Genomic DNA, 22,603 nt, shown 5'->3' with positions numbered 1-22,603 from the left:
TAGAGACCATCGAAAGATCGTCGAGCGTGCGGTACCCGCCGCTGAAAAATTCAAGGGCAGCCGAGCATAGTGCGTATGACACCGTATCTTCGGGCTGGACTTCCTAAAAGCGATACCATGCTTGAACGGCCTCGGAGAGCATCCTAAAATTGGTTTCTCTAATTGCCATGCAACGATCCTCCAAGCCGGAAAATAGAGGTCTGTACGCGTTGTGCAAGATCCCGCTTCTGCGCCCGAAAGCCAGAAAAGCTCCGTGAGTACGAACCATAGCAGTTTGCTGGGACCATCGACGGTTCACTGGCAGGCGTCGCATTGAGTGATGTCTTGGCTACATCGGAGCGGCCTGCTTCAGGTGCCGGCATAATATCTGCAGGTGCTCCTGGGCACCTACCGGACGGTCGTGGATAGTTGTGCTCTAACAAATTCAATTTCCCGACCCCTCTCCCGCATCTCCGTCGGGAGGTGAATTGGATCCTTCCGACGAGTAGATGTTGGTGTTGATCGAGCTGTTCTCGAGCTTGTTGACGTCGATATCCCTGACGTCACCCCAGTAATGATCGCAGGTCATCTTGAACTTCCATTCCCTATTTTCTGCGCATTCGTAGACGTTCCCATTGTAGCAGACCAGAGCGCCCGGCTGGTGGTAGTACACGTGGGTGTAGCTGGCGTCGACTGGGGGTTTCGTAAAATAGGCGCAGGAGGCAGGCAGGTTCTTCTCGGCGTTTTCACTCGGGTCCGGGACGGGGAAAGGCTTCGGGGTCAGACCGGATGATGTCGTGCTTGTCCCGGCGGTGGCCCCATTGTTGTTAGCCTTGGAACCGGACTTCAAGGTCAGCGTTGTCTTTGACTTTGACGTTGCGGCCAGCTTCTGAGATCTTTCAATCGATTGACGATGCTGGATTGCCGCCGTCCTGTTGCGGGTTGCCTGAAGGCTCACGCCGCAGTCTCGGTTTACGTCTTCCTGGTAGAGAGGGACGTCTTCGCAATAGCTGCTGTCTCTCGCGCAATCCTCCTTCGACGCCGCGAGCAGGCGTTGGCTGTCAGAGCAAGCCGCCTGGACCGGGGAGGATGAAAGCGTACTCGCAGCGAAGAATGCTGTTCCGAGAATTGTCGCGACGGATGGCACGAGGGCCTTGATGTCGGAGCTCCCAGCCGCGGGTGATATTCTGGCAAAGAAGCCTCGCATGCTTTTCAACTTTGTCATAGGGTACCGCTCCGACATCAAGGGGTATCACGCAGTTAGCCTGAGCACGCGTCGTTCTTGGTCTGCTGCCATTGCTGGATCGAAGCATCCAACGCGCTGTCGGCGTCGTTCAGCGACTTCCCATGGAGACACGCGGCCATGGCTTTCTTGGAGTCCTTGAGGAAATCGATCATAACTTTGGCCGACCCGCAAATACTGCCCGCCTGTTGTTCGATTTTCGGCTTCCATTTGGCCGCCAGCGCGTCGCCCAGCGCTTTGTCGTCACAGGCTAGAACACTGGTTGGTATGGAGAGAAATGCTGTTGCCGCAATTAGCGTATACGCCCTCATCTTTGCCGTATCCTGTTGTTCCAAACGCCTGAGTTCATGGGGACCCGACGCGTCTGGCTGCTCCGTCGACCTGGTCGGCTAGCAACTGGTTTAATGACGGATCAACGATACCAACGCGGACGATGCGGAAATCCCCTGATCGGGGGAGACGGCGGAAAATAACTGGCCGAGGACCGTCGGAATGAAAAGAGCTGCGCCTACCAGTTGCGTTTCAAATAGAGCGCTGTGGGGCGGGTGGGCGCAGCCAAAGCCTGGTCATACGGTGTTCAGTCGTGCGAGCAACGCGACAATTTCGGATTGGCGGCTCGCCCCCATCTTGCGCATGACGCTCTTCACATGGGTTCTGACGGTCTCGTAGTTCAACTCGTGTACGTCGGCGATTTCCTTCGCCCCGACACCGTTTCCTAGATGGCTCGCCATCGCCTCTTCCTGAGCCGTCAACGAGAACATCCGGCGCAGCGCATTGCTCGGAAGCGTCGATTTCATTCCGAGATCGGTGATGACCGCCACGGCGGCTGTGTGACTGAAGATGCCCGCAGCCGCCCCGGCGAGCCTTTGAATGCGAAACACCACCGGCCGTTTTCCTTCCCGCGAGAACATGACCGGGGAGGACGCCGCCTGATCGGTCAGCGGACGACGATCGAGGACAGCCTTCAGGTGGTTGCGGAGCGCGACGGTCTCCGCCGTGGTTCGAGAAAGGAATTCGCCGTTCGATAGTCGGATATCGCTTCCGAGCAACTTCTCTGCGCGTTGATTGATCCTCGTTACCCGCCCATGTCGATCGAAGAAGGCGCATGCCAGCGACGCCATGTCGAACGCCTCGCTCATCCCGACCTGCTTGGCCGACTGCAGGCCGTGGAACACTTGCATGGCCGTGGTGAGGCGAGACTGCATGCGCACGAGGATCCGCTCGTCGTTGCGATCGAAAGGCTGGTCGCCGACGCCGCGCTGAAGGCCAAAGGACAGGAGGTTGGTGCCGTAGTAGAACCCGACCATGCAGGAGTACCTGAACCCGTGTCGGCCGAGGAAATCGTTGTAATAAGGAAGTCGGTTCATCTCGCTTTCCGAAACGTGGTCGTGTTCGACGGCGACACCCTTGCTCTGGACATAGCGGGCGAAGGAAAATCTGATGTCGCGCTGATCCCATCCCTCGCGGAAGTAGGCGTCCATCGCCTCCATCACGCTTGGCGTGGCCGGCACCCCTGGATCGAATCTTTCGGTAAGAGGCACGATGTGGGCGCCAATCGACCCCGTGGCGCGACAGACGCCGTCGAGCACCCCGATCCATCGGTCGGGAGCGATGGCGGCTTCGAACATCATATCCAGCGCATGATCAAGCGCGGCAATGTCAATTTCGTTCGTTCGCATGGGACCCCGTCCGCTTACAGCTCAACATTGCAATAACGCGAGATCTTTGCACTCACCCAATTGGGGGAGACCGCGTCGGTCGGTTGGGATTTTATCCGTTTCCGCTACCGATGCCTTCAGACTACCTCGTAGCTTCATCAGGTCAAAGCAATTGACAGATACCGGGGACATCAAGCGATTGCACCGTAGATGCGGCAAACGATCTTGCCTTCGTACGACCGAATTTTTCGGGACGGCTCAAGCGATTTCACCCTATTGGGGGAGGCTGTCCGACAAAAAACTCCAGACAATCACCGTCGCAAACGATGGGGATTTTCGGGTGAGCCAGACCGCGACTGAGATCGACAACAATGTCGCCGGGAACGACAACCGGCGGGAGGGGGTTTTCCTACGGGACACTGGGTCTTCGCCTCACGCGTGCGCAGATCTTCGGACCCTTCGATTGATCGGCGAACTCAGATATCGGCTTTTCATTAAACGTGATGGCAAGAATTACGAGCACGCGGATCATCGAAACAAGATCTTCCTCGAACCCGTCGATCTCGTCAGTGCCAACTTCTACGCCATGATTGCTGGTACGTGCGGACTATCCGTGCGGCTGACGTCGGCAGCGGACTGCCTTTCCGACAGACACCTCTCCCTCATCGTCGAACACTCTCGTCTCACCGACGCGGAACTTGAGGGCACCGTGTTGAACTCGCGTTTTGCGGTCGTGGACGATAATCGGATGAAGCTTCGAATCCCGGTCGTACTTCGGGAGATCTATCGCGTTGGGATGGAGAGCGGCGCGCTTCGCTGTCTGCTGGCGGCGCGAGCGGAGCTAGTTCCCCTCTTCGCACGTTTCGGGTTTGCGCCGTTGGGCGGCCAGTACCACGACCCCGTGGCAGGCCTGCTTCAAATCATGGTGCTCAATGCTTTTGATCGAACAGCACTCCTACGTTGTTCGTCGCCGCTCCTTAAAACCCTCGATCAATTCATTAGCCAGGAACGTTTCCGCCATGAACATGAAAGTGTTGAAACAGCAATCTGAGTACAGCGAAGAAGCTCGTGAATTATTTCAGGCACTGGATCGCCGCGTGGCGGCGATCTTTGAGGAGGTTCAGAAATGGCGAGGCTGGACGCTCATATCGAGTTCAGATACGCCGAAGCCGCAAATCCTGGCGCTGGTCCGGGAGATATTCCGGTCTGTGGTCTGGTATCAGTCGCACACGACCGAAGCCGGGTTTCATATGTTCGGCAGGCTTCCGAAGCACGATGTGAAACTGATCCAGGCCTTATGCTGCCACAAGGCCGAAGAAGCCGAGCATGGCGTCTGGGCGCGCGAGGACCATGGCAAGGTGGGAGGGAGCGACAGGGATGCTCTGCTACCTCCGTCGCCCGCGACCTTCGCAGTCGCTGCGGTCTGGTGGCGGATGGCCATGATCGAAAACCCATTAGGATACCTGGGCGCTGAGTATCTTTTCGAGCAATTGACTGCACTCGTGACCCAGGCGGCGCTCCCGGTCATCGAGCGGCGCGATCTTCCGCGGGAGGGGTTGCGCTTTGTCATAGAGCACGCAACAGAGGACGCCAAACACGCCGTGTTCTTGAAACACTTGATCCTCGACGTCGTCACCCGGTATCCCGCAAGCGGAGAGGCGATGTTGCGATGTTTCGACTATTTTCACGCCGTCTATCCGCTTCCTGTCTGGGACGAGGCGTTCGAGAGAGCGGCGAGAGACAGCTAGACGGCGGGACCGAGCTAGGTCTGCTCGACCCTGATCTGCGACGTCGTCGCCGCGAGGAGGCGTGCGAGATCGGCCTGCCGAGAGACCCCTGTCTTCGACATCACCGCCTTGAGATGGCTGCGGATCGTTTCGCGCGACAGCGACAAGCGACCCGCGGCGGTGGTGACCGAGTCGCCCTCGCTCAAGAGTCTTGCGACACGGGCCTCCGCTGGCGATAGATCAAAAAGACCGTTAAGAAGCTCCGCCAGCGGGGCGGACGGCGCAGTGACCGAAGTGACGACCAGCATGCTTGCGGCGCCAAAGAAGACGTCATGGGCGGCGCGCCTGACAGGAATTATGTGGATTATCAACGCGTGATGATCCTCCACCGCCGGAACCGGGATCGACGCCACGTTAGGCGTCTTCTGCGTGGCATTCTGTTCGATAGACTGGCGTAACAGTCCGGCGGCTGACTTGTTCGCTACGAACACCTGGTCGCGGGCGACGATTTCGACCCGCGGAGCGAGGGATTCGAACCGCGAATTTGTGGCAAGCACGCGCCCTCCTCGGTCGAGAATCGCAGCCGCTAGACCAACGCTCCCGATCGTATCGGCCATGCCTCTCGCTCTTTCGAGCCCTAGCCTCGCCGAGATCAATCCGGCTCGCGCGAGATGCGGACGATACAGATCAAGCCTATCGAGCCGCTCTCGCGTGAACGGACCGCTTTCCATTTTGGTGCCGAATTCAAATGCGAGACAGTCAAACGTAGGCGTCGTGATGACCGTGCCCGCCGCCCATTCGATACCGTGCGGCCGTAGAAGCTTCTGATAGATGTCGTTCGTCGCGTGCTCCTCCGCAGTAAGGAGCTCGAGGTCGCTGATGAAGCCCGCATGGCGGAGCGCGATAGCCCGAGGCACCCGGACGTTGTCATAGGATGACGGAGCACGCGTGAACTCGTCGAAAATCGGGGCATAGGTATCCGTGGTTACGGAATTCGCGCGCCCCATCCCTTCATATGTCACCAAGGCTCCAGCCCAGGCGCCGGAAAGTTTGCAAAGAAGACCGAGAACGAACGACCATTGCTCCCGAATTAATGCAGCTTCGTAAATAGAATCAACTAAAGAAGCGTCGAGAACCATGTATTGACGAATTCTCCGCAAGTGTTATAGAATAAAAATCGTTCCTATTACCATCCCACAAATTGATGGTCATTTAAAGACGGATTCACACGTAGATTGCGCAAATTTACGTGCCCCCAAAGCTAGCATTGGTGGAAACTAAATCAATGTGCTCATGCGCCGGAACAGGCTCCCGACGCCAATCGGCGGATCAATCTGGACACGTTCGCCGGAATGGGCGTCTCGAACTTCATTGCGCTCTCGATCATGGTGTCGTTTTGCATTTAATCGGCGTCTTCCTCACTTTGTGTGGTTAGCATGTCTATTGTCGACAGCCTCTCGCCCGTCGGCAGCGGACCGCCGCGACACATCCATGAACGGGAGGAGGAGACCATCGTCCTTCTTTCCGGCTCCTGCGAATTTTGGATCGAGGGTGGGACCTTTATCAAGAAGTCGGGTGAGACCGTCTTCGTGCCACGAGGAACGGAGCATACCTTCCGCGTCATCGGCGACATACCTTCACGGCACCTGGTCATCTTGACGCCGGGCGGCTTCGAAGGCTTTTTCGCCGATATGGCTGCAGGTCAGTTTGAAATCCCGCGGAATATGGACCGGATCGCGAAATCTGCCGAGAGGCACAGCCTCCGCTTCACAGGACCGCCGCTTGGCACAGCCTAAGGCGCTGTGGTCAGGGAGGGAGTTCGATCGGCGCTGGCCTTTGACAAGGTGAGCTATGGACTGGTCAAGATCGAAAGAGCGCTGAATGAGAACCGTTGATCCTCTTGGTGATCAAACTTTAAACCGCCGCTTCGACATTGCTGCAACTTCCCCAAATAGCGGACATCGGCCTACTTGGAATAACCAATTTGAGCCGCTAACCAACCGTCCGCTGAGCGAATGACCGGTTATTGAAAATAATTGGATCAGAACGTAACTCACGATACGAAAAGAACAGCCCACTACATGGTTTAGTAACTACGAGGAATGGTGGCGGAAAAGTAATTGGTCGGCAAGATATTATTTATCTTGCCTAAGTAAAACCTAAGTCGACAATTCTCGCAATGCATTCATAACACTAATGGAAAGAGAAGTGTATGTTTTTCAAGCCGTGATTACTCAAGATGGATGATCACAGACCCCTTATCGAAATTTTTATGGTGGACTAAAATAGCGCATGATCACGCTGCGCTACGAACTTAAGAAGAACAACTGGAATGGTTACTGGTCGATCAATGATGTCTTTACAGGTCAGCCGGTCGTAGTCGACGGACATGCAGTGGATCTCACAAAGGATGAGGCCGAATATTTGATTGACCTGTTGAATGTCCAGGACCTGATCCAGAGGAACGCCCTCAAACCTAAGCGATAATCGAATGTCCGATAAGATGATCGGGCTTTATTCAATGCCTTGGTTCTTGCTCGTTGCAATCTCATACGGGGCGTCATAGCCCAGCAACGCCTCCATCAGACGATCGTGTTCCGCACGCGTGTTGAGAACCGAAAGCCGACGTAGGCGTCTTTGGCCGAGTGCCTCGGTCAGCACCTCGTTGCGAACCTTGGCAATGTCGATGGCTACCACCACCGCATCAGCGGTTATAGAATCTGAACTGGTGGTTTGTCTCTCCGGAATGGCTTCTTTCACATTCTAGAGAGTGCCAACAATTGTATACGCTTTACAGCTTGTCCAACAACCAAAGTGGCACGCCTGAAAAGCCATTTTAGGAGGCGGTTCCGGGGCTTAGCAAGAACCGACGCCATGGAGCGTCGCGAGCGATACGCCAGGCATGCAGCGGAACTGGGATTTCGTTATGCTAGTCGCCCTTTTTCATGGCCTTTAGGCGTTCTCGTCGCCGCTTTTGGTTTTCGGCGTTCGTGTATGGAATTGCCCCCGGCTCTCGCTTTTCACGCGGGAGTTTGGGTTCCGGAGGGATGATGCGCAGTGATTTCCGGAGTTCTTCTAAGTCATCGGCGTTCATGTGATCCCCTCTCGTTTACAATGACGGTTTTTGCATAGTCCCGTCAGGTTCTGCGAGACTCTTAAAGGATTTCGTGCTGCCATGTCACCATGACAAAACGGCCTCGCTCTCCCCGATCCAAGCCGCTGCTGCTCGATAATAGCAGGCCTCTTCAATCTCGGCCGATCAGGAAACGGGATAAGGCGCAACCGGCCCTGCCTCTCGATCCCATGCCGCGACGGGTGGAACCGGCGCTTGCCTTGCTCAAGCAACGCCCGCCCGCTGGCGACCAATGGCAGTGGGAAATCAAATGGGACGGATACCGGCTCGCAGTTCATATCGAGCATTCTGGCGTGCGTATCGTGACGCGCGGTGGCTATAACTGGGCGGACCGATTTCCAGCTATCGAGGCGGCTGCTCGGGCGCTCGGTCCCGCAACCATGATCCTCGATGGTGAAGGCGTCGTTTTGGACGAACAAGGCCGCTCGGATTTCAACGCCCTTCAAAACAGCCTGGGGGCGGTCGGCCGACGATCCGGCAATCAGGCGGCCAGAAACGCGATCTTCTATGCGTTCGATCTCCTCTATCTCGACGGGCACGATCTCCGGAGCATGGAGTATCGAGACCGGCGGCACTTGCTGGAAGAAACTCTGCTCGGCTCTAACGGCGCGATCCGGCTGTCTGAAGAGGTCGAGACTGACCCGGCCGTCCTGCTCGATCATGCCTGCCGCCTTGGCCTTGGGGGCATTGTGGGCAAGAAACGCGATAGCCGGTATCGATCAGGGAGAACCGGCGATTGGGTCAAGCTCAAATGCGTCCAGACGGAAGCGTTCTTCATCGTCGGTTATGAGCCAGGTCGGGGATTCGGCGGTTTTGCATCGCTACTCCTCGCGGCATATCACGGCGACGAGCTACGCTACGTGGGTAGCGTGGGAACTGGTTTCAAAGAGCGAACTGCGGTCGCTCTGAGGACCACCATGGACAAGCTACCATGGCGACAAAAAGTGCCGCCAGTTCCCTATAAAGGAAACCGACGGGTCGTATGGGTGCAGCCAACCTTGATTGCGGAAATCGAATTTGGGCAGCGGACGCCAGATAACAAGCTGCGACACGCCTCATATAAAGGGTTGCGTGAGATTCAGGACAATGCCGATGTCTACCGGCTGGAAGATGAGGGGATATGAATTCACCCTTCTCAGAACACATCTGTCGGTCGTTTGAACATTATAATCCGGCCAAGTGACGCACTCGGCCCGAAAAAACTGCTTTTAGGGGGAGGAGGTTCGAGAAGTTTCGATGAACGGGCGCGTTCAGGAGACGCGCTCCTGTGGTCGCCATCGCTAAGCGAGCCCCGTGATATTTTCACTGCACAGCGTCAGATCAAACGGGGGTTTGTTGCGACGTTTGGGCAAAACTCGTGACTACCACTCACGGAGCAGATCTGCGAAAGAAACATGATGAATGACAAGGACGACCGCCCGGATGACACGGCTCTACCACCGGAAGACAAGATGGGTTTTGCAGTTCCGAAAACCCCGAGCCACTCGCTCATGCTCTTGAACAGGTACATGCGGACCGACATGCTCCAGCACGTCCATTTGCGGCTTCACAAGATGAGGGATGAGGACGAGTCTGGCTCGGCGTTGCATCATTTGGCGAAAAGCCTCGAACAGGTTATCGACACCTGGGATGGCATCAATCTGTTCGAGTGTTTTACTCGCAACCACTTCCACATCGATCCGGATTACGAATTTCAGCCAGAGCATGATTATCTCCATGACATCAAGCTGATGAAGCATCACCTCAAATGCCATAGGAAAAGGCTCAAGGAGCTCGGCCGCTGGTGCTGACCGCTCTTATGTTTTCTGTTGCGTTGCTACTCGAACCCCATGAATACGATTGCTCAAGCTAATCCCGATCTGCTTGGGATATCCTCCCCGCCGATATGGACGGCGTAATGACTGGTCGATACGGTGCCGAAATGACGAAAGCCGCCCTTCCGAAACGCACCTTCGATCCCATGCTGCCGCGGACGGGACACTATCGGCCCATTCCCGAGACGGAAGACAAGGCCTTCAGTGTCTGGCTGCAGGGCCGGTTCGACGAGATCCTGTCTCTGTCCGAAGCGCCGCCACGTTGTCCACATTGTCAAGGCGGAGAGACGGTCCTCAAGGCGCGTGCTTCACCTCCCAGGCCCGTTATACCCGTGTTCACCTGTCAAACGTGCGAAATACATTTCCGCCGCACCACCGGGACACCGCTGTCGGGCCTGAAGTTTCGGAAGCTTAGCCTGTTTATCTGCCTGCTGTCGCAACAGCGGCCAGTCACCGAAGCAGCCGAGGCTATCGGCGTGAAGGCCGTCACGGTAAAGCGCTGGATCGAACGAACGCGTGAGTGGATCTTGCAGCTCGATCCGACCGGCCATTGGGACGCAAAGGTGCGGCTTGGCATGGAGATCCGACCTGATATCCCATGCCCGAACTGTGGCGAAACAGATCACATGCACTATCGCGGATTTGCTTCCGACGATGGCGGCCGCCTGTTCCGTTGTAATGCCTGCGGGCAGTTTGCCCGCCTGTCAAACGTGCTGCGTGAGCAAGAGCCTGGTTTCGTGCTCGAACATCGCGTCATAGCCCGCCCACCGTCATCGCGCCGCAAGAGCTGACGCACCTTCGAAGAAATATCCGCTATGCATGTTTCTGCCGCGTTAGGCAAAGTCATTGGTGCAAAATTCACACTGGCTTTACCAAATTCACGCGAACTCCTCAAAATTTGCTCTCCATATCCGTGTAGTGAATTGACGTTTGCCGCCGAGTCCATCAAGACAAACCATCAACAGGGTGCCGCATGACGCGGTCCGGGCGAGGCAAGATATAGGCGACATTGTCCTGCGAGATCCGCGGAGGTGGCCTAGCCTCAAAAGGGCGAGAGCGTATCGTGCATAAACATTCAAGGCAGGATTCCGGCAAATCGTTCAATGAGCGGATTGTCTTTCGGTCCTCGGCAAGCAATGCCATTCAGCGGCTCCTGCGCCTCGGACAGCAATCGCTGGCCGTCACTCTCAGCGCGCTTCTGTTTTTGCAGCCGGCGATTGCCAACGCTCAATCGATATCGGCAAGTACCACGGCGCCCGCCGCCAACCAGCCGAGTGTCGGCGCAGCACCCAACGGCGTGCCGCTGATCGATATCGTTACCCCGAATGCTGCCGGCCTGTCACACAACAAATATGACAGTTTCTCGGTCGGCACCCAGGGCGCGATCCTCAACAATTTCAAGGGCGAGCAGGGCACCTCGAACCTTGGCGGCGTAACACCTGGCAATCCCAACCTCAATGCCTCGAACCCGGCTTCGGTCATTTTGAACGAGGTGACCAGTTCCAATCGCTCGGCGCTGAATGGTCCAATAGAAGTGTTCGGTGGTCGCGCCGATGTCATAGTGGCTAACCCTAACGGAATCACCTGCAATGGCTGCGGCTTCATCAACACGCCGCATGCCACTCTGACCACCGGTGTGCCGAATATCGGTGCCGACGGCAGCCTGACCGGTTTCACCGTCAATGGCGGCGATGTCACCTTCGAAGGGGCAGGGGGCAATTTTGCCGCCAGCCCCGGTGCCGTCGACCTGTTCGATGTCGTTGCGCGCAACATCCACGTCAATGCGCCGATCTATGGCAAGACCGTCCGTCTGACGGGCGGCGCCAGTCAGTACAACTATGCGACCGGTGAGGCCACAGCGCTGACGGCGACGTCCGGCACACCGGAATATGCCATCGACGGTACGGCGCTTGGCGCCATGCAGGCCGACCGCATCAAGATCGTCGTCACCGAGAAGGGTGCCGGCGTCAACATGAGTGGCGACATGGCCGCCAATGCCGGCGAACTGTCGCTGTCGGCCGATGGCAAGATCTCGATCGGCAATGCCTCGGGCAGCCAGGGCGTCAGCATCACCTCGAAGCAGAAGGTGACGGCGGCCAAGGTGAGCTCGAAGGCAAAACTCGCCATTCAGGCCGATCAGGGTATTACCCTGCAGTCGGTCGCGGCCGACGACGATATTACCCTGTCGAGCGGCAGCGGCCTGTTGAGTGTTTCGGGTGACAGCAACAGTGCCGCCAATCTGGTGATGAGCTCGGCCGGCGGTATTGCCGCCGCCAATGTCACGGCCGGGGGAACGGCGACGCTTTTGGCCTCTGCCGGCAATATCGGTTTGACGGGATCTGCCAACAGCACGGGTGCGCTGTCGATCACCGCGACCTCCGGTTCGATCTCGGCCGCTTCACTGCTGAGCTACAACAATATCGGCCTCAATGCCGGCCTCGATATTTCCATTGCCGGCACAGTCTTTGCTCAGGGTACAATTGCCGCCACCGGCCGGTCGATCTCAACCGGCGCCACCGTCTCCGGCCTCGACATCGCCGCAACCCAGGCGGATGCGGCCGGCAAAACCGTGCTGGCGAGTGCTGCCGACCTGCAACTGACGGCGACCGGTGGTGCAGTCAGCGCCGCAAGCCTGCTGTCCTCCGGCAACATCACGGTCGATGCGACGTCGCTGACGGCCCAAAATGTCACTTCGCATGGTGCTGTCGGCATCAACGCCGCCACCAACATTTCCGGCCAGCTTCTCGCCTCGGGCGATGTCTCCATCAACGGCCAAGGCATTCAGGCGACAACAATTGCTTCGGGCGTCGATTTTACCGCCACCGATGCAGCGGGCGGCACTATCGCTCTCGGGTCTTCGGGCACGCTCGATCTGACCGCCGGTGCCGGCACGATCGACGTCGATACACTGCTGTCGGCCGGTGATCTGACGGCCCAGGCGGCACTGCTGCAGTCGACCAATCTGACGAGCCATGGCAATGTCGACATCGATGGCGGCGTTAATGTCAGCAGCCAACTGCTTGCTGCCGGCACCGTTACCATCAACGGCAACACCAATGGCGTCAGCGCCGCTCTTCTCGCCTCCGGCGTCGACTTTGCCGCGACCCAGGCGGCCGGCGGCAATATCGTATTGGCGAATAGCGGCGACCTGATCATCAACGACAGCGCCGGCGCCATAAAGGCGGGCACCATCCTGTCGGCCGGCGCGATCGATGCGGTCGGTCAGACGATCACTGCCGACACCATCACCGGCCATAAGGACATCACCCTTGCCGGCACCACCAACACGACGGCCGGCAGCGGTCGTATTGACATCAGCGGCCAGGTCCTCGGCGCCGGCAATGTCAGCGTCTCCGGTTCCAGCATCGCGGCCGATGCCCTCGTCTCCGGCGTCGATATCGCCGCCACCAATGCGGCCGGCGGCACGATTGTCCTTGGTGCCACGGCAGCCGGAACCGGCAATCTGACATTGACGGCCTCCGGCGCGCTCAATGCCGGAACGCTGCTGTCGTCAGGCGATCTTACTGCCAGCGCCGCGACCATTGCGGCCGATGATATCTCCGCCCATGGCGACATGATGCTCGGCGGCGCAATCGGCACGACGACCGCAAGCGGTCGCGTGGACGTTACCGACCAGATCCTTGGCGCCGGCAACATATCGATCACTGGCCAGAGCTTGTCTGTGCAGACCCTCGTCGCCGGTATCGACTTCGATGCTACCAATGCCGCCGGCGGCACCGTCGTGCTTGGCCAGACTGGCGACCTCTCAGTCTCGGTCAACGGTGGCATGGCGGCGTCGACCATCGAGGCCGCTGGTGCGATCGACATTAATGCGGCTTCCATTACCGCCGACGCGATCACCGGCCACAAGGACATCACACTGTCCGGTGCCACCAGCACGACGACCGCAAGCGGTCGCGTAGACGTAACCGGCCAGATCCTTGGCGGCAGCGACGTCAGCATCTCCGGTTCCAGCATCAAGGCCGGCGCCATCGTTTCCGGAGTCGATTTCGCGGCGACGGCAGCCGCCAACGGCGGCATTGTGCTCGCCAGCAGCGGTGACCTGACACTTGCCGCGACCGGCGTGCTTGATGCAGGCACGTTGCTATCGGCAGGCGATCTCAGTGCCAGTGGTGTGACGGTCACTGCCGATACGGTCACGGCCCATGGAGACATGACGCTTGGCGGCGCCATTAGCGTCAGCGGTCAGATCCTCAGCTCCGGCAACGTCTCGATCACCGGCCAGAGCCTGTCAGCCCAGACCGTCGTTGCCGGCATCGACTTCGACGCCAGCAATGCGTCCGGCGGCGATGTCGTGCTTGGCCAGAGCGGCGACCTCTCGGTGTCGGTCAGCGGTGCGGCGGCGGCATCAACCATCCAGGCCGCCGGTGCGATCGACGTCAGTGGCGCAACCGTTACCGCCGACGCGATCACCGGTCACAAGGACATCTCCCTTTCTGGTGCGAGCGATATTAGCGGCCAGATCCTTGGTGGCGGCGACGTCACCATCTCCGGCTCTAGTATCAAGGCAGGCACCATCGTTTCCGGCGTCGACTTCGCCGCGACGGCGGCTGGTGGGGGCAACATCACGCTCGCCAGCAGTGGCGATCTGACGCTGGCCTCGACCGGCAATATCAATGCCGGCACTCTGTTGTCGGCCAGTCATCTCAGTGCCAGCGGGGGCGCCGTCACCGCCGATGCGATCACAGCCCATGGTGACGTCACGCTCGGCGGCGCCATCGACGTCAGCGGCCAAATTCTGGGCGCGGGTAATGTGTCGATCCGCGGCCAAAGCCTATCCGCGCAGACCCTCGTTTCCGGCATCGATTTCGATGCTACCAATGCCGCCGGCGGCAACATCGTGCTTGGAGGGGCTGGCGCGACGGACCTCACCCTCTCCGGCAATGCCGTGGCCGGCACCATCCTGTCGGCCGGTGATTTGACGGCGACAGCGGCCAATCTCCAGGCAAGTAGCGTCACCAGCCACGGCAAGGTTGATGTTGTCGGCAATGTCGATGTCAGCAGCCAGATTCTCGCCGCCGGCGACCTGACACTGAATGGCGGCAGCATCAGCGCCCCCACCCTGATCTCCGGCATCGATTTTACCGCCACCACGGCGGCCGGCGGCACTATCGTGCTCGGATCATCCGGCGCCATGAACCTCACCGCGACCGGCGATGTCGTCTCGCAAACCATGTTGTCTGCCGGTGACTTTACGGCGCATGCCACCGATCTTACCGCCGACAGCATTACCAGCCACGGCAAAGTGGCGATCACCGCCGGCGGCAATGTCGACGTCAGCAACCAGGTGCTTGCCGCCGGCAACCTCGCGATCAATGGCGGCAGCATCAGCGCCCCCACCCTGATCTCCGGCATCGATTTTGCCGCCACCAATGCCGCCGGCGGAAGTATCGTGCTGGCATCGTCCGGCGCCATGGATCTTGACGCCTCCGCCGGTCTTGCAACGTCGACCATGCTGTCGGCCGGCGATATCGACGCCAGTGCCGCCACCATCTCCGCCGGCGCCGTCACCGCCCATGGCGATGTCACCCTTACCGGCAGCAATAGCGTTGCTGTCACCGGCCAGCTTCTGAGCGCCGACGATGTCTCACTGTCCGGCCAGACCGTCCAGGTCAGTCAGGCCGTCACCGGCGTCGACTTTGCCGCCACGGCGCAATCGTCCAACGGCGCCATCGCTCTCGGGTCTAGCGGCGATCTCGATATCACCGCAGGAAGTGCCACCGCCGGCACGTTGATCGTCGCCGGCATCCTCGATGTGGCGGCGAGCGCCTTTACCGGCGGCAACATCACCAGCCACGGCACCGTTGCGATCGGTTCGTCCACCAGTCCTGGCGCGGTTGCGATCAACGGCCAGCTTCTTGGCGGAAGCGACGTGTCGATCACCGGCTCCGGCATCAGCGGCAATGTCATCGTCGCCGGTGTCGATTTTGCCGCCACCAGCCAATCGGCAAGCGGCAACATTGTCCTCGGCCAGACGGGCGCTCTCTCTCTCGGCAACCTCCGGCAACATAGCCGTCAACAGCCTGATGGCCGCCGGCAGCATCACCGCCAATGCGGCGGGCAATGTCAGCGCCAATGCCGTCGCCCACGGCGACCTGACGGTGAATGCCGGCAATGCGATCACCCTCACCGGCCAGTCGCTTGCCACCCGCAACGCCACTCTGTCCGCCCGATCGATGACGATTGATACGCTGGTGTCCGGCGTCGACTTTGCCGCCACCAATGCGGCCTCAGGCGGCAGCCTGATGCTGCAGCATACCGGCGCGATGACGCTTGCCGCCTCCAGCGGCAGCATCAATGCCAACGTATTGCTCTCCGGCGGCAGTCTTGCCGCAACCGCAACGCAGAACATCGGCTATGCCAGCCTGCAGAGCCTCGGCAATGCCACGCTCACCGCACCCGGTTCGATCAGCTATACCAGCACCACCCGTGTCGGCGGCAATCTCACCCTCACCACCGGTGCCCTCGATCTCTCCGGCAGCCGAGGCAGTGCCATTGCCGGCGCCGGCACCTTGATCGTCAACGCCTCTTCCGCCAATCTTTCCGGCAGCAATCTCGTCTTCGGCGGCCTGACGCTCAATCTTTCCGGCAATGCCGACCTCTCCAATGCCGACGTCAGCGCCGTCACCAATGGCGGCGGCTCCGGCGATATCGCGATCTCCGCCGCGGGTCTTACCACGACGGCAGGCACCTCGCTGCTGGCCGCGCACGACCTGACGCTCAGCCTGCCGTCGCTCGCCAACACCGGTCAGCTTGCCGCCGGCAACGATCTCACCTTCAACGTATCGGGGGATTTCTACAACAGCCCTTCCGGCCTGGTCTTTACCGGCAACAACGCCAACCTCTTCGTCGGCGGTGTGCTCACCAACGACCAGGGGGCCATCCTTTCCGGCAACGGTCTGACCATCGCCGGCCCGGGCGGCGGCGGCCGCAACGGCGCCGTCGTCAACGCCGCCGGCCTCATTCAGTCCGGCGGCGAGATGTCGATCCTGACCAATGGGTTGACCAACACCACGACCTCCGGACCGGTGATCCAGCGCAATGTGCAGATCTCCAACACCATCCTCAGCGCCTATGACCTCATCACCGAGACCTACAAGTGCGAGACGCGGTGCGGCACAGGCTCGGGACAACATGAGCCGACCTATGCCTGGACGGAGACCGTCGATCATCTGGTGAGCCAGATCGTCTCGCAGGATCAACTGATCTCGGGCGCCGGCGCCTCGGCCAAGATCCGTGCCGGTGGTCCCCTGACCATCAACGCGATCAATCTGACCAACGCCTATAGCTCGATCGAGTCCGACAGCAACATGCTGCTGACCGTTGCAGGCACGCTGACCAATGACGGCGCGACGCTGAACCGCACCACCACGACCACCTGCGACAGCGCCACCCCCTGCCAATATTATCCTGACGTCATCACCTCCGACACGACGCAGGGCGGTCCGGATTGCAGTGGCCCCAACAACCCTTGCATCGGCAGCAACGATCCGTCGCTTACCTATTCCGACAACCCCAACGGCAATCGTGACGCTTCCAAGGACCTTGCCGCCGGCTCGACGGTGAGCCTGCAGGCGATCGGCGCCATCTCTGGCGTCATCGAGGCGCGCGGCGCGCTGACCATCAATGGCGGCGGCACTGTCAACAACGTCGCCGCCAATGGCTCGATCGCCGGCGGGGTTGCCATCGATGCTGCGGCGACGACGAGCAATCCGCTTGGCGCCTTAAACAGCATGACGGCCGGCGGTGCGCTGTTCAACGTCAACGCTGCCCTCACCAGCGTCGCCGCCAATGGCAGCGCCAGCCTCACCAGCGGCCCGTCCTTGACGGGTGGCAGCACAACGATCGGCAACGGCCCAGCGGTCAATGGCAACAGCCTGACGGCCGCCGGCGGTGCCTCGATCAATGGCAGCAGCCTGACGACCGGCGGCGCTGCGATCAGTGCGAACAGCCTGATGGGCAAGCTGACCGCCGCCATCGGCAGCAGCGGCAACCTTGCCCAGATGCTGCAGGTAAACGGCGCTCAGCTTGCCTCGGTCGCCAAGCCGCAATCCGGCGGCGTCGGCGGCACCGTTCCCGGCCAGGTCTTCCTGTTCGAAACGCGGGCAGCCTTCCTCGACGTCTCGAAGTTCTACGGCTCGGGTTATTTTATCGACCGCATCGGCTATACGCCGGAGACCCAGGTCCCCTTCCTCGGCGACGCCTATTTCGACAACCAGCTCGTCGACGAACAGATGCGGCAACTGGGTGGCGATGGTCTTGGCGCCGGCTCCTTCATCCCCGGCAACAATGCCACCGACCAGATGAAGACGCTGCTCGACAATGGTGTCGCCTATGCCGAGGCCAATGGCCTTGGCCTCGGCCAGGGGCTGACGCCACAGCAGGCGGCCTCGCTCACCCAGTCGATCGTCATCTACCAGACCGAGGTCGTCGATGGCGCGCAGGTGCTGGTGCCGGTCGTCTACCTCTCGGCCGCCGATCGTGCCAAGGTCAACAACAGCGCCGCGGTTATTGCCGGCAACACGGTCAGCATCGATGCCGGCTCCCTCAACAATTCCGGCGCGATTGCCGCCGCCGACGGCATGACCATCAATGCCACCGACATCAAGGCCAATGGCGGCGTCTTCCTTGCCGGCGGCAACATGAACCTCAATGCCAGCAATGGCATTACGCTCGCCGCCCAGACGATGAACATCGGCGGCCAGACCGTTGTCGCATCCAGTGGCGGCATCACCGCCGGCGGCAATCTGAAGGTCGATGCCGGCGCCGGCAGCCTGACGCTTTCTGGGACGAAGGTCGCCGCTGGCGGCTCGGCCGAGCTTTCCGGCAAGACAGTGACGCTTGGCGCCGTCAAGCAGGACAATGGCGGCACTGAGGCCCTCATCGGCACCACGGTGACGACGGGCGGCAATCTCACCGTCGCCGGCACGAATGGCGTCAACATCATCGCAAGTTCCGCCAAGGTCGACGGCGATCTCTCCGTGCTTTCCTCGAATGGCTCGGTCAACATCATCTCCGCCGGCGCGGAGAACACCGTCCTCAGCAAGGACCGGCTGAGCCTTGCCCAGGGCGGCACCATCACCACCACCACCAGCCAGATCCAGCAGGGCTCGTCGCTGATCGCCGGCGGCACCATGACCGTGTCGGGCAATCAGGGCGTGCTGATTGCCGGCTCGGCGCTCGATGCCAAGGGCAATCTCGACATCGTCTCGACCAAAGGCAACATCGCGATCACGGCGACTGAAGATCAGACCACGAGCCAGTCCAAGACCATCGCCGGTATAGCCACCGGCTACAAGGGCGGCAGCTCGTCCTCGACTTCGGTGACCAGCAACGGCTCGTCGATCACTTCAGGCAACGGCAGTGTGACGGTTCAAGCCGACAACGGAGCGATCAGCGTCATCGGGTCCGATGTTGCCGCCAAGGGAGGCACCGCCACCCTGGTCGCCAAGGGTGACATCACTATCGGTGAGGCCATCGACAGCGCTTCGTCTTCCAGCAAGTCCGGAAACACCAAGGGCAGCGAAGCGACGACCACGGCTGAGGGCTCGTCGATCTCCGGTCAGACCGGCGTCACCATCGCTTCCACCGGCGGCAACGTCACCATCTCGGCCTCCGACGTCACCGCCGGCGATGCAAGCCATACGGCGGATGCCAAGATCAGTGCCGCCGGCAACATCGTCATCGCCTCCGGTAAGGATACCGACGAGACCACCTCCGACAGCAAGTCCAGCGGCTTCCTGTCGTCGTCGAAGACCCACACCCACACCTATGACGAGGACACTGTCGGCTCCTCGATCTCGGCATCTGGCGACGTTAACGTCACCGCAGGCGGTGAGGCTGTTGTTTCCGGCTCCAGCATCGCCGCCGGCGACAATCTCAGCCTCTCCGGCTCGACTGTCACCATCATGGCGGCAGAGGAGGAGCACGAGAGCGACAAGCAGACCAAAAAGTCCGGCATCGGCGTCGGCTCCGGCGGCGGGTTTATCTCGATCTATGGATCGAAGGATTCGAAGAGCAGTCAGACCGAGACCGACAATGTCGGTTCGACGTTGTCGTCGGGTGGCACGACGACGATCACCTCGACGCAAGGCGACGTCAACATCTTCGGCTCCTCATCGCATTCCGGCACTGGAACGGAGATCGCATCGGCGCGCGACGTCAACATCGCACCGGGGGCGGAGGAGCAATCCTCTTCCAGCCAGACGAAACACGCTGGCTTCGGCATCAACTTCTCCTCTGGCAGCGGCAGCGTCTCGGTCGGCATCGGCGTAGGCACTTCCGAAGAGAAGCGATCGAAGGACGCAAATATCAATGCAGTCAGTACGTTGGACTCCGATGGCAACATCTCCATCGTTGCCAACCGCAACGTTAACGACCAATCTGGAAAGATTCTCGCTGCTGGCGCGATCAGTCTAATTGCCGGTGACGACGTCAATATACTCTCAAGCAACGACGTCACCAACGCCTCCGAAATGCAGAAGAAGAGCTTTGCCGGTGTTAGCCTGACAGTGTCGTCGTCCCTGATTGCTGCCGGGCAACAGGCGATGCAGGCGGGCAGCCTCCTATCCAGTGATAACGGCATTTATGGGATCGCACCTGCGGTTCTAGCTGGCGTCAATGGCTATCAGGCCCTTCAAAGCATCATTCCGAATCCCGATACTGGCAAGACCACCGGCAATTTCGCCTCGATCTCGATCACCGCCGGCTACAGCTTCAGTGAAAGTTCCTCGCAGTCGACGACCTCGATCCCGGTTCCGCCCGCCATTCGGGGCAGCTCGGTGACCATTATAGCCCAATCGGGCGATGTGGTCGGCCGCGGTGTGCAGATCAGTGCCGGCATGGGCAAAGATGGTCAAACACCGACGACCTCCGATGACCCCAACAACGGGAACGTGCTGATCACGGCGGCCGGCAATGCCGACCTGGAAAGTGTACCAGCGACCTCCGACAACAAGAACAGCAGCAAATCGGGTAGCGCCAGTCTCGGCTATAGCTGGAACCTCGGGACGCAACCGAGCGCCGGTTTTGCCGCAAGCGGTAGCTATGCCAGCGACGGAGCGAACGGCAGTTCAGTCACCCAGGTGAATTCGAATGTCTCCGGCACGAACACGGTCACGGTCGTTTCCGGCGACACGCTGAAACTTGCCGGCGCGGCGCTTTCCGGTGGCACGGTCAACGCCGCGGCCAAGAACGGCATCGTCATTGAGAGCCGCCAGGACACGGCCAACTACAACGAGAACAATAAGAGTGCTTCGCTCAGCATCGGACCGAGCCCGAAGGGTTCAATCATCGGAGGTGGCTACAATCAGGGCAGTATCACCGGTGAGTACGCCAATGTTACGCAACAGAGCGGCATCTTTGCCGGTTCCGGCGGCTATCACGTTTCAACCGACGGTACGATCGAGCTTGTCGGCGGTTTCATCGGCTCAAGCGCCGATCCCAAGAACAATGATCTGACCGCCAACCAGATCCTCTATTCCAACATCGAAAACTCGATGTCGGCGTCCTCGACCAGCTATGGCGTCAGCCTGATCGGCCCCGGGATCCCCGTGCCGGTCGTCGGGCAGCCGGCCAAACAGGATGATCACGGCCAAACGCTGGCGACAATTACGCCGGGCAACTGGACTCTGGCGAGCCAGAGTCAGGATCTGTCCAGCCTCAATACCGACGCTTCGAAGGCTAGTACCCAGGTCGATCCCTTCGATATTGATAAGCTGAAAGCCCAGGAACAGAGCGCCGCGGCACTGTCGCAGCTCATGAACATGGCAATTGGCTATCTTGCACAGAAATACCAGCTTGCCGAAGGCGGCACCGAGAAAGTGGCTTTGCATGCTGCCGCAGGCGCACTCACGGCACTCGTCTCGGGTGGCAACGTCGGCACAGGAGCTTTGTCCGGTGCTGCACAGGAGCTAATTGGTGCCATCGTTGACAAGGCGCTGGCGGACAATCCTAACCTTACGCAGGACGAGCGCAATGCACTGGGTCAGTGGGCAGCGGCGCTCGTTGGCATGGCTGCCGGCGGTACGCAGGGTGCTGCGACCACATTGGACGCGGAGAAGTACAACCGTCAACTCCATATCGCTGAAGCAACACTCATTCAGAGCAATGCAGCCCAGTTTGCATATCAGGAGGGTCTTTGCGGCAATGCCGCCAGCGCGTCGGGCTGCAGCCCCGCCGCGGTCAATGCCGCGATCGGGATGCTGACGCTACAAGCGCTTAAGCAAGTAGACGTTACTGGCGCCGATTTAGAGCAAGACGATGCAGCTGCTGAATTTCTCGATAGCATTGCGCCTAAGGGGCCGGAGGCCTGCGCCACGGGTACGAGCTGTGGGCAACAATATTTCCGGGCGAACGGCAGCGCATACTATGACACGTCGATCAATGCCCAATATTTCGCTCAGGTTCTCAATCTCTATAATCTGGCTACCCAGGTCTACGTCACCGAGCACTCCGATAAGAACATAGCGACTACGCTTGCTAACGCTTCAGACGGGATTACCGGCGGAAACCAAGCCATCGCCCAGGTGGAGAGTAACCTTGCGCCATGGGATCTCATGAGCGGCATACTGGGTGCCGCCGCTGAGGCTTTGTCGCCTCGGGCTATTAAGGAGGTGGCTGGCGGCAGCTCTGGCAACAGTGTGTGGGATCTGAATCCTTTTGTACGGGGTGTCTTGATCGAGCAGGCGAACGGACAGAACCTTCCTCCGAATTTTCCGGTCATCGATAAATTCGTAAACGGCATGGCAACGAGTATTAAGAGCTTGAACGTCGATGCAAGCTCTTATCAAAGCACAGCTACCTTAAGCCGAACGCTAAACGGTTATATCGATAGCGTGGCCGGCTATAATGGAACGACCGCGAAAGGATGGGCAGGTACGACCATTCTTCCCTCGCAAATCACTGGCCGAGGCCTAGACCTTGTGGTACCGAACTCTGGTTCAGCCGCGCAGCAGCAGGTAATTTCTCAAGCGGTGCAGTACGGTATCTCGAAGGGCGTACAGGTCAACATAGTAATCTATCCCTAA

13 protein-coding genes and 1 pseudogene are annotated in these 22,603 nt (G+C 59.6%); 9 read left to right on the top strand and 5 right to left on the bottom strand.

Annotation, left to right across the window (positions count from 1 at the left end):
• Positions 1-424: 424 nt before the first annotated feature.
• From QA648_RS36570 to QA648_RS36560, 3 genes are all read right to left on the bottom strand, one after another.
• Entirely contained in the window at positions 425-1,204 is a 780-nt protein-coding gene (locus tag QA648_RS36570) for a hypothetical protein (protein WP_283055092.1), read from the bottom strand.
• Positions 1,205-1,239: 35 nt separating this feature from the next.
• Positions 1,240-1,533, bottom strand: a complete 294-nt coding sequence (locus QA648_RS36565; RefSeq protein ID WP_283055091.1) for a hypothetical protein — start codon at positions 1,531-1,533, stop codon at positions 1,240-1,242.
• Between the two features lie 255 nt (positions 1,534-1,788).
• Positions 1,789-2,901, bottom strand: coding sequence for a helix-turn-helix transcriptional regulator (locus QA648_RS36560; protein ID WP_283055089.1), 1,113 nt, complete (start codon positions 2,899-2,901; stop codon positions 1,789-1,791).
• Positions 2,902-3,343: 442 nt separating this feature from the next.
• Here QA648_RS36560 and QA648_RS36555 point away from each other — a divergent pair, with 442 nt between their 5' ends.
• Together QA648_RS36555 and QA648_RS36550 are read left to right on the top strand one after the other, a co-directional pair.
• Complete coding sequence (locus QA648_RS36555; RefSeq protein ID WP_283055088.1) at positions 3,344-3,931, top strand: hypothetical protein; 588 nt, start codon at positions 3,344-3,346, stop codon at positions 3,929-3,931.
• Positions 3,900-4,628, top strand: a complete 729-nt coding sequence (locus QA648_RS36550; protein ID WP_283055087.1) for an iron-containing redox enzyme family protein — start codon at positions 3,900-3,902, stop codon at positions 4,626-4,628. The genes QA648_RS36555 and QA648_RS36550 overlap by 32 nt, the downstream gene beginning before the upstream one ends.
• Positions 4,629-4,642: 14 nt before the next feature.
• On the opposite strand, the gene QA648_RS36545 is transcribed toward QA648_RS36550, so the two are convergent.
• Entirely contained in the window at positions 4,643-5,629 is a 987-nt protein-coding gene (locus QA648_RS36545; RefSeq protein ID WP_283055086.1) for a helix-turn-helix transcriptional regulator, read from the bottom strand.
• 414 nt (positions 5,630-6,043) lie between these two features.
• Here QA648_RS36545 and QA648_RS36540 point away from each other — a divergent pair, with 414 nt between their 5' ends.
• Positions 6,044-6,403, top strand: a complete 360-nt coding sequence (locus QA648_RS36540) for a cupin domain-containing protein (RefSeq protein WP_283055085.1) — start codon at positions 6,044-6,046, stop codon at positions 6,401-6,403.
• A 496-nt stretch (positions 6,404-6,899) separates the two neighbouring features.
• The gene (locus QA648_RS36535; RefSeq protein WP_283055083.1) at positions 6,900-7,094 is read left to right on the top strand and encodes a hypothetical protein; all 195 of its coding nucleotides are present in this window, start codon (positions 6,900-6,902) and stop codon (positions 7,092-7,094) included.
• 93 nt (positions 7,095-7,187) lie between these two features.
• On the opposite strand, the pseudogene QA648_RS36530 reads toward QA648_RS36535, so the two are convergent.
• Positions 7,188-7,322: pseudogene (locus tag QA648_RS36530) on the bottom strand (IS110 family transposase); the annotation flags it as partial.
• A 468-nt stretch (positions 7,323-7,790) separates the two neighbouring features.
• On the opposite strand from QA648_RS36530, the gene ligD reads away from it, so the two are divergent.
• From ligD to QA648_RS37140, 5 genes are all read left to right on the top strand, one after another.
• Positions 7,791-8,864 (top strand): non-homologous end-joining DNA ligase, encoded by a 1,074-nt coding sequence (ligD, locus tag QA648_RS36525; RefSeq protein WP_283055082.1) that lies wholly within the window; start codon positions 7,791-7,793, stop codon positions 8,862-8,864.
• 273 nt (positions 8,865-9,137) lie between these two features.
• Entirely contained in the window at positions 9,138-9,530 is a 393-nt protein-coding gene (locus tag QA648_RS36520; RefSeq protein WP_283055157.1) for a hypothetical protein, read from the top strand.
• A gap of 107 nt (positions 9,531-9,637) precedes the next feature.
• Positions 9,638-10,345, top strand: coding sequence for a DUF746 domain-containing protein (locus QA648_RS36515; RefSeq protein WP_283055156.1), 708 nt, complete (start codon positions 9,638-9,640; stop codon positions 10,343-10,345).
• A 272-nt stretch (positions 10,346-10,617) separates the two neighbouring features.
• Positions 10,618-15,762, top strand: a complete 5,145-nt coding sequence (locus tag QA648_RS36510; RefSeq protein WP_283055155.1) for a filamentous hemagglutinin N-terminal domain-containing protein — start codon at positions 10,618-10,620, stop codon at positions 15,760-15,762.
• Positions 15,752-22,603: a hemagglutinin repeat-containing protein gene (locus tag QA648_RS37140; protein WP_349254348.1), complete on the top strand. Its 6,852-nt coding sequence runs from the start codon at positions 15,752-15,754 to the stop codon at positions 22,601-22,603. The genes QA648_RS36510 and QA648_RS37140 overlap by 11 nt, the downstream gene beginning before the upstream one ends.

The organism is Rhizobium sp. CB3171 (assembly GCF_029714265.1).
In the GTDB taxonomy this organism is placed as follows: domain Bacteria; phylum Pseudomonadota; class Alphaproteobacteria; order Rhizobiales; family Rhizobiaceae; genus Rhizobium.
This window is presented reverse-complemented; position numbering and strand designations above follow the sequence as displayed.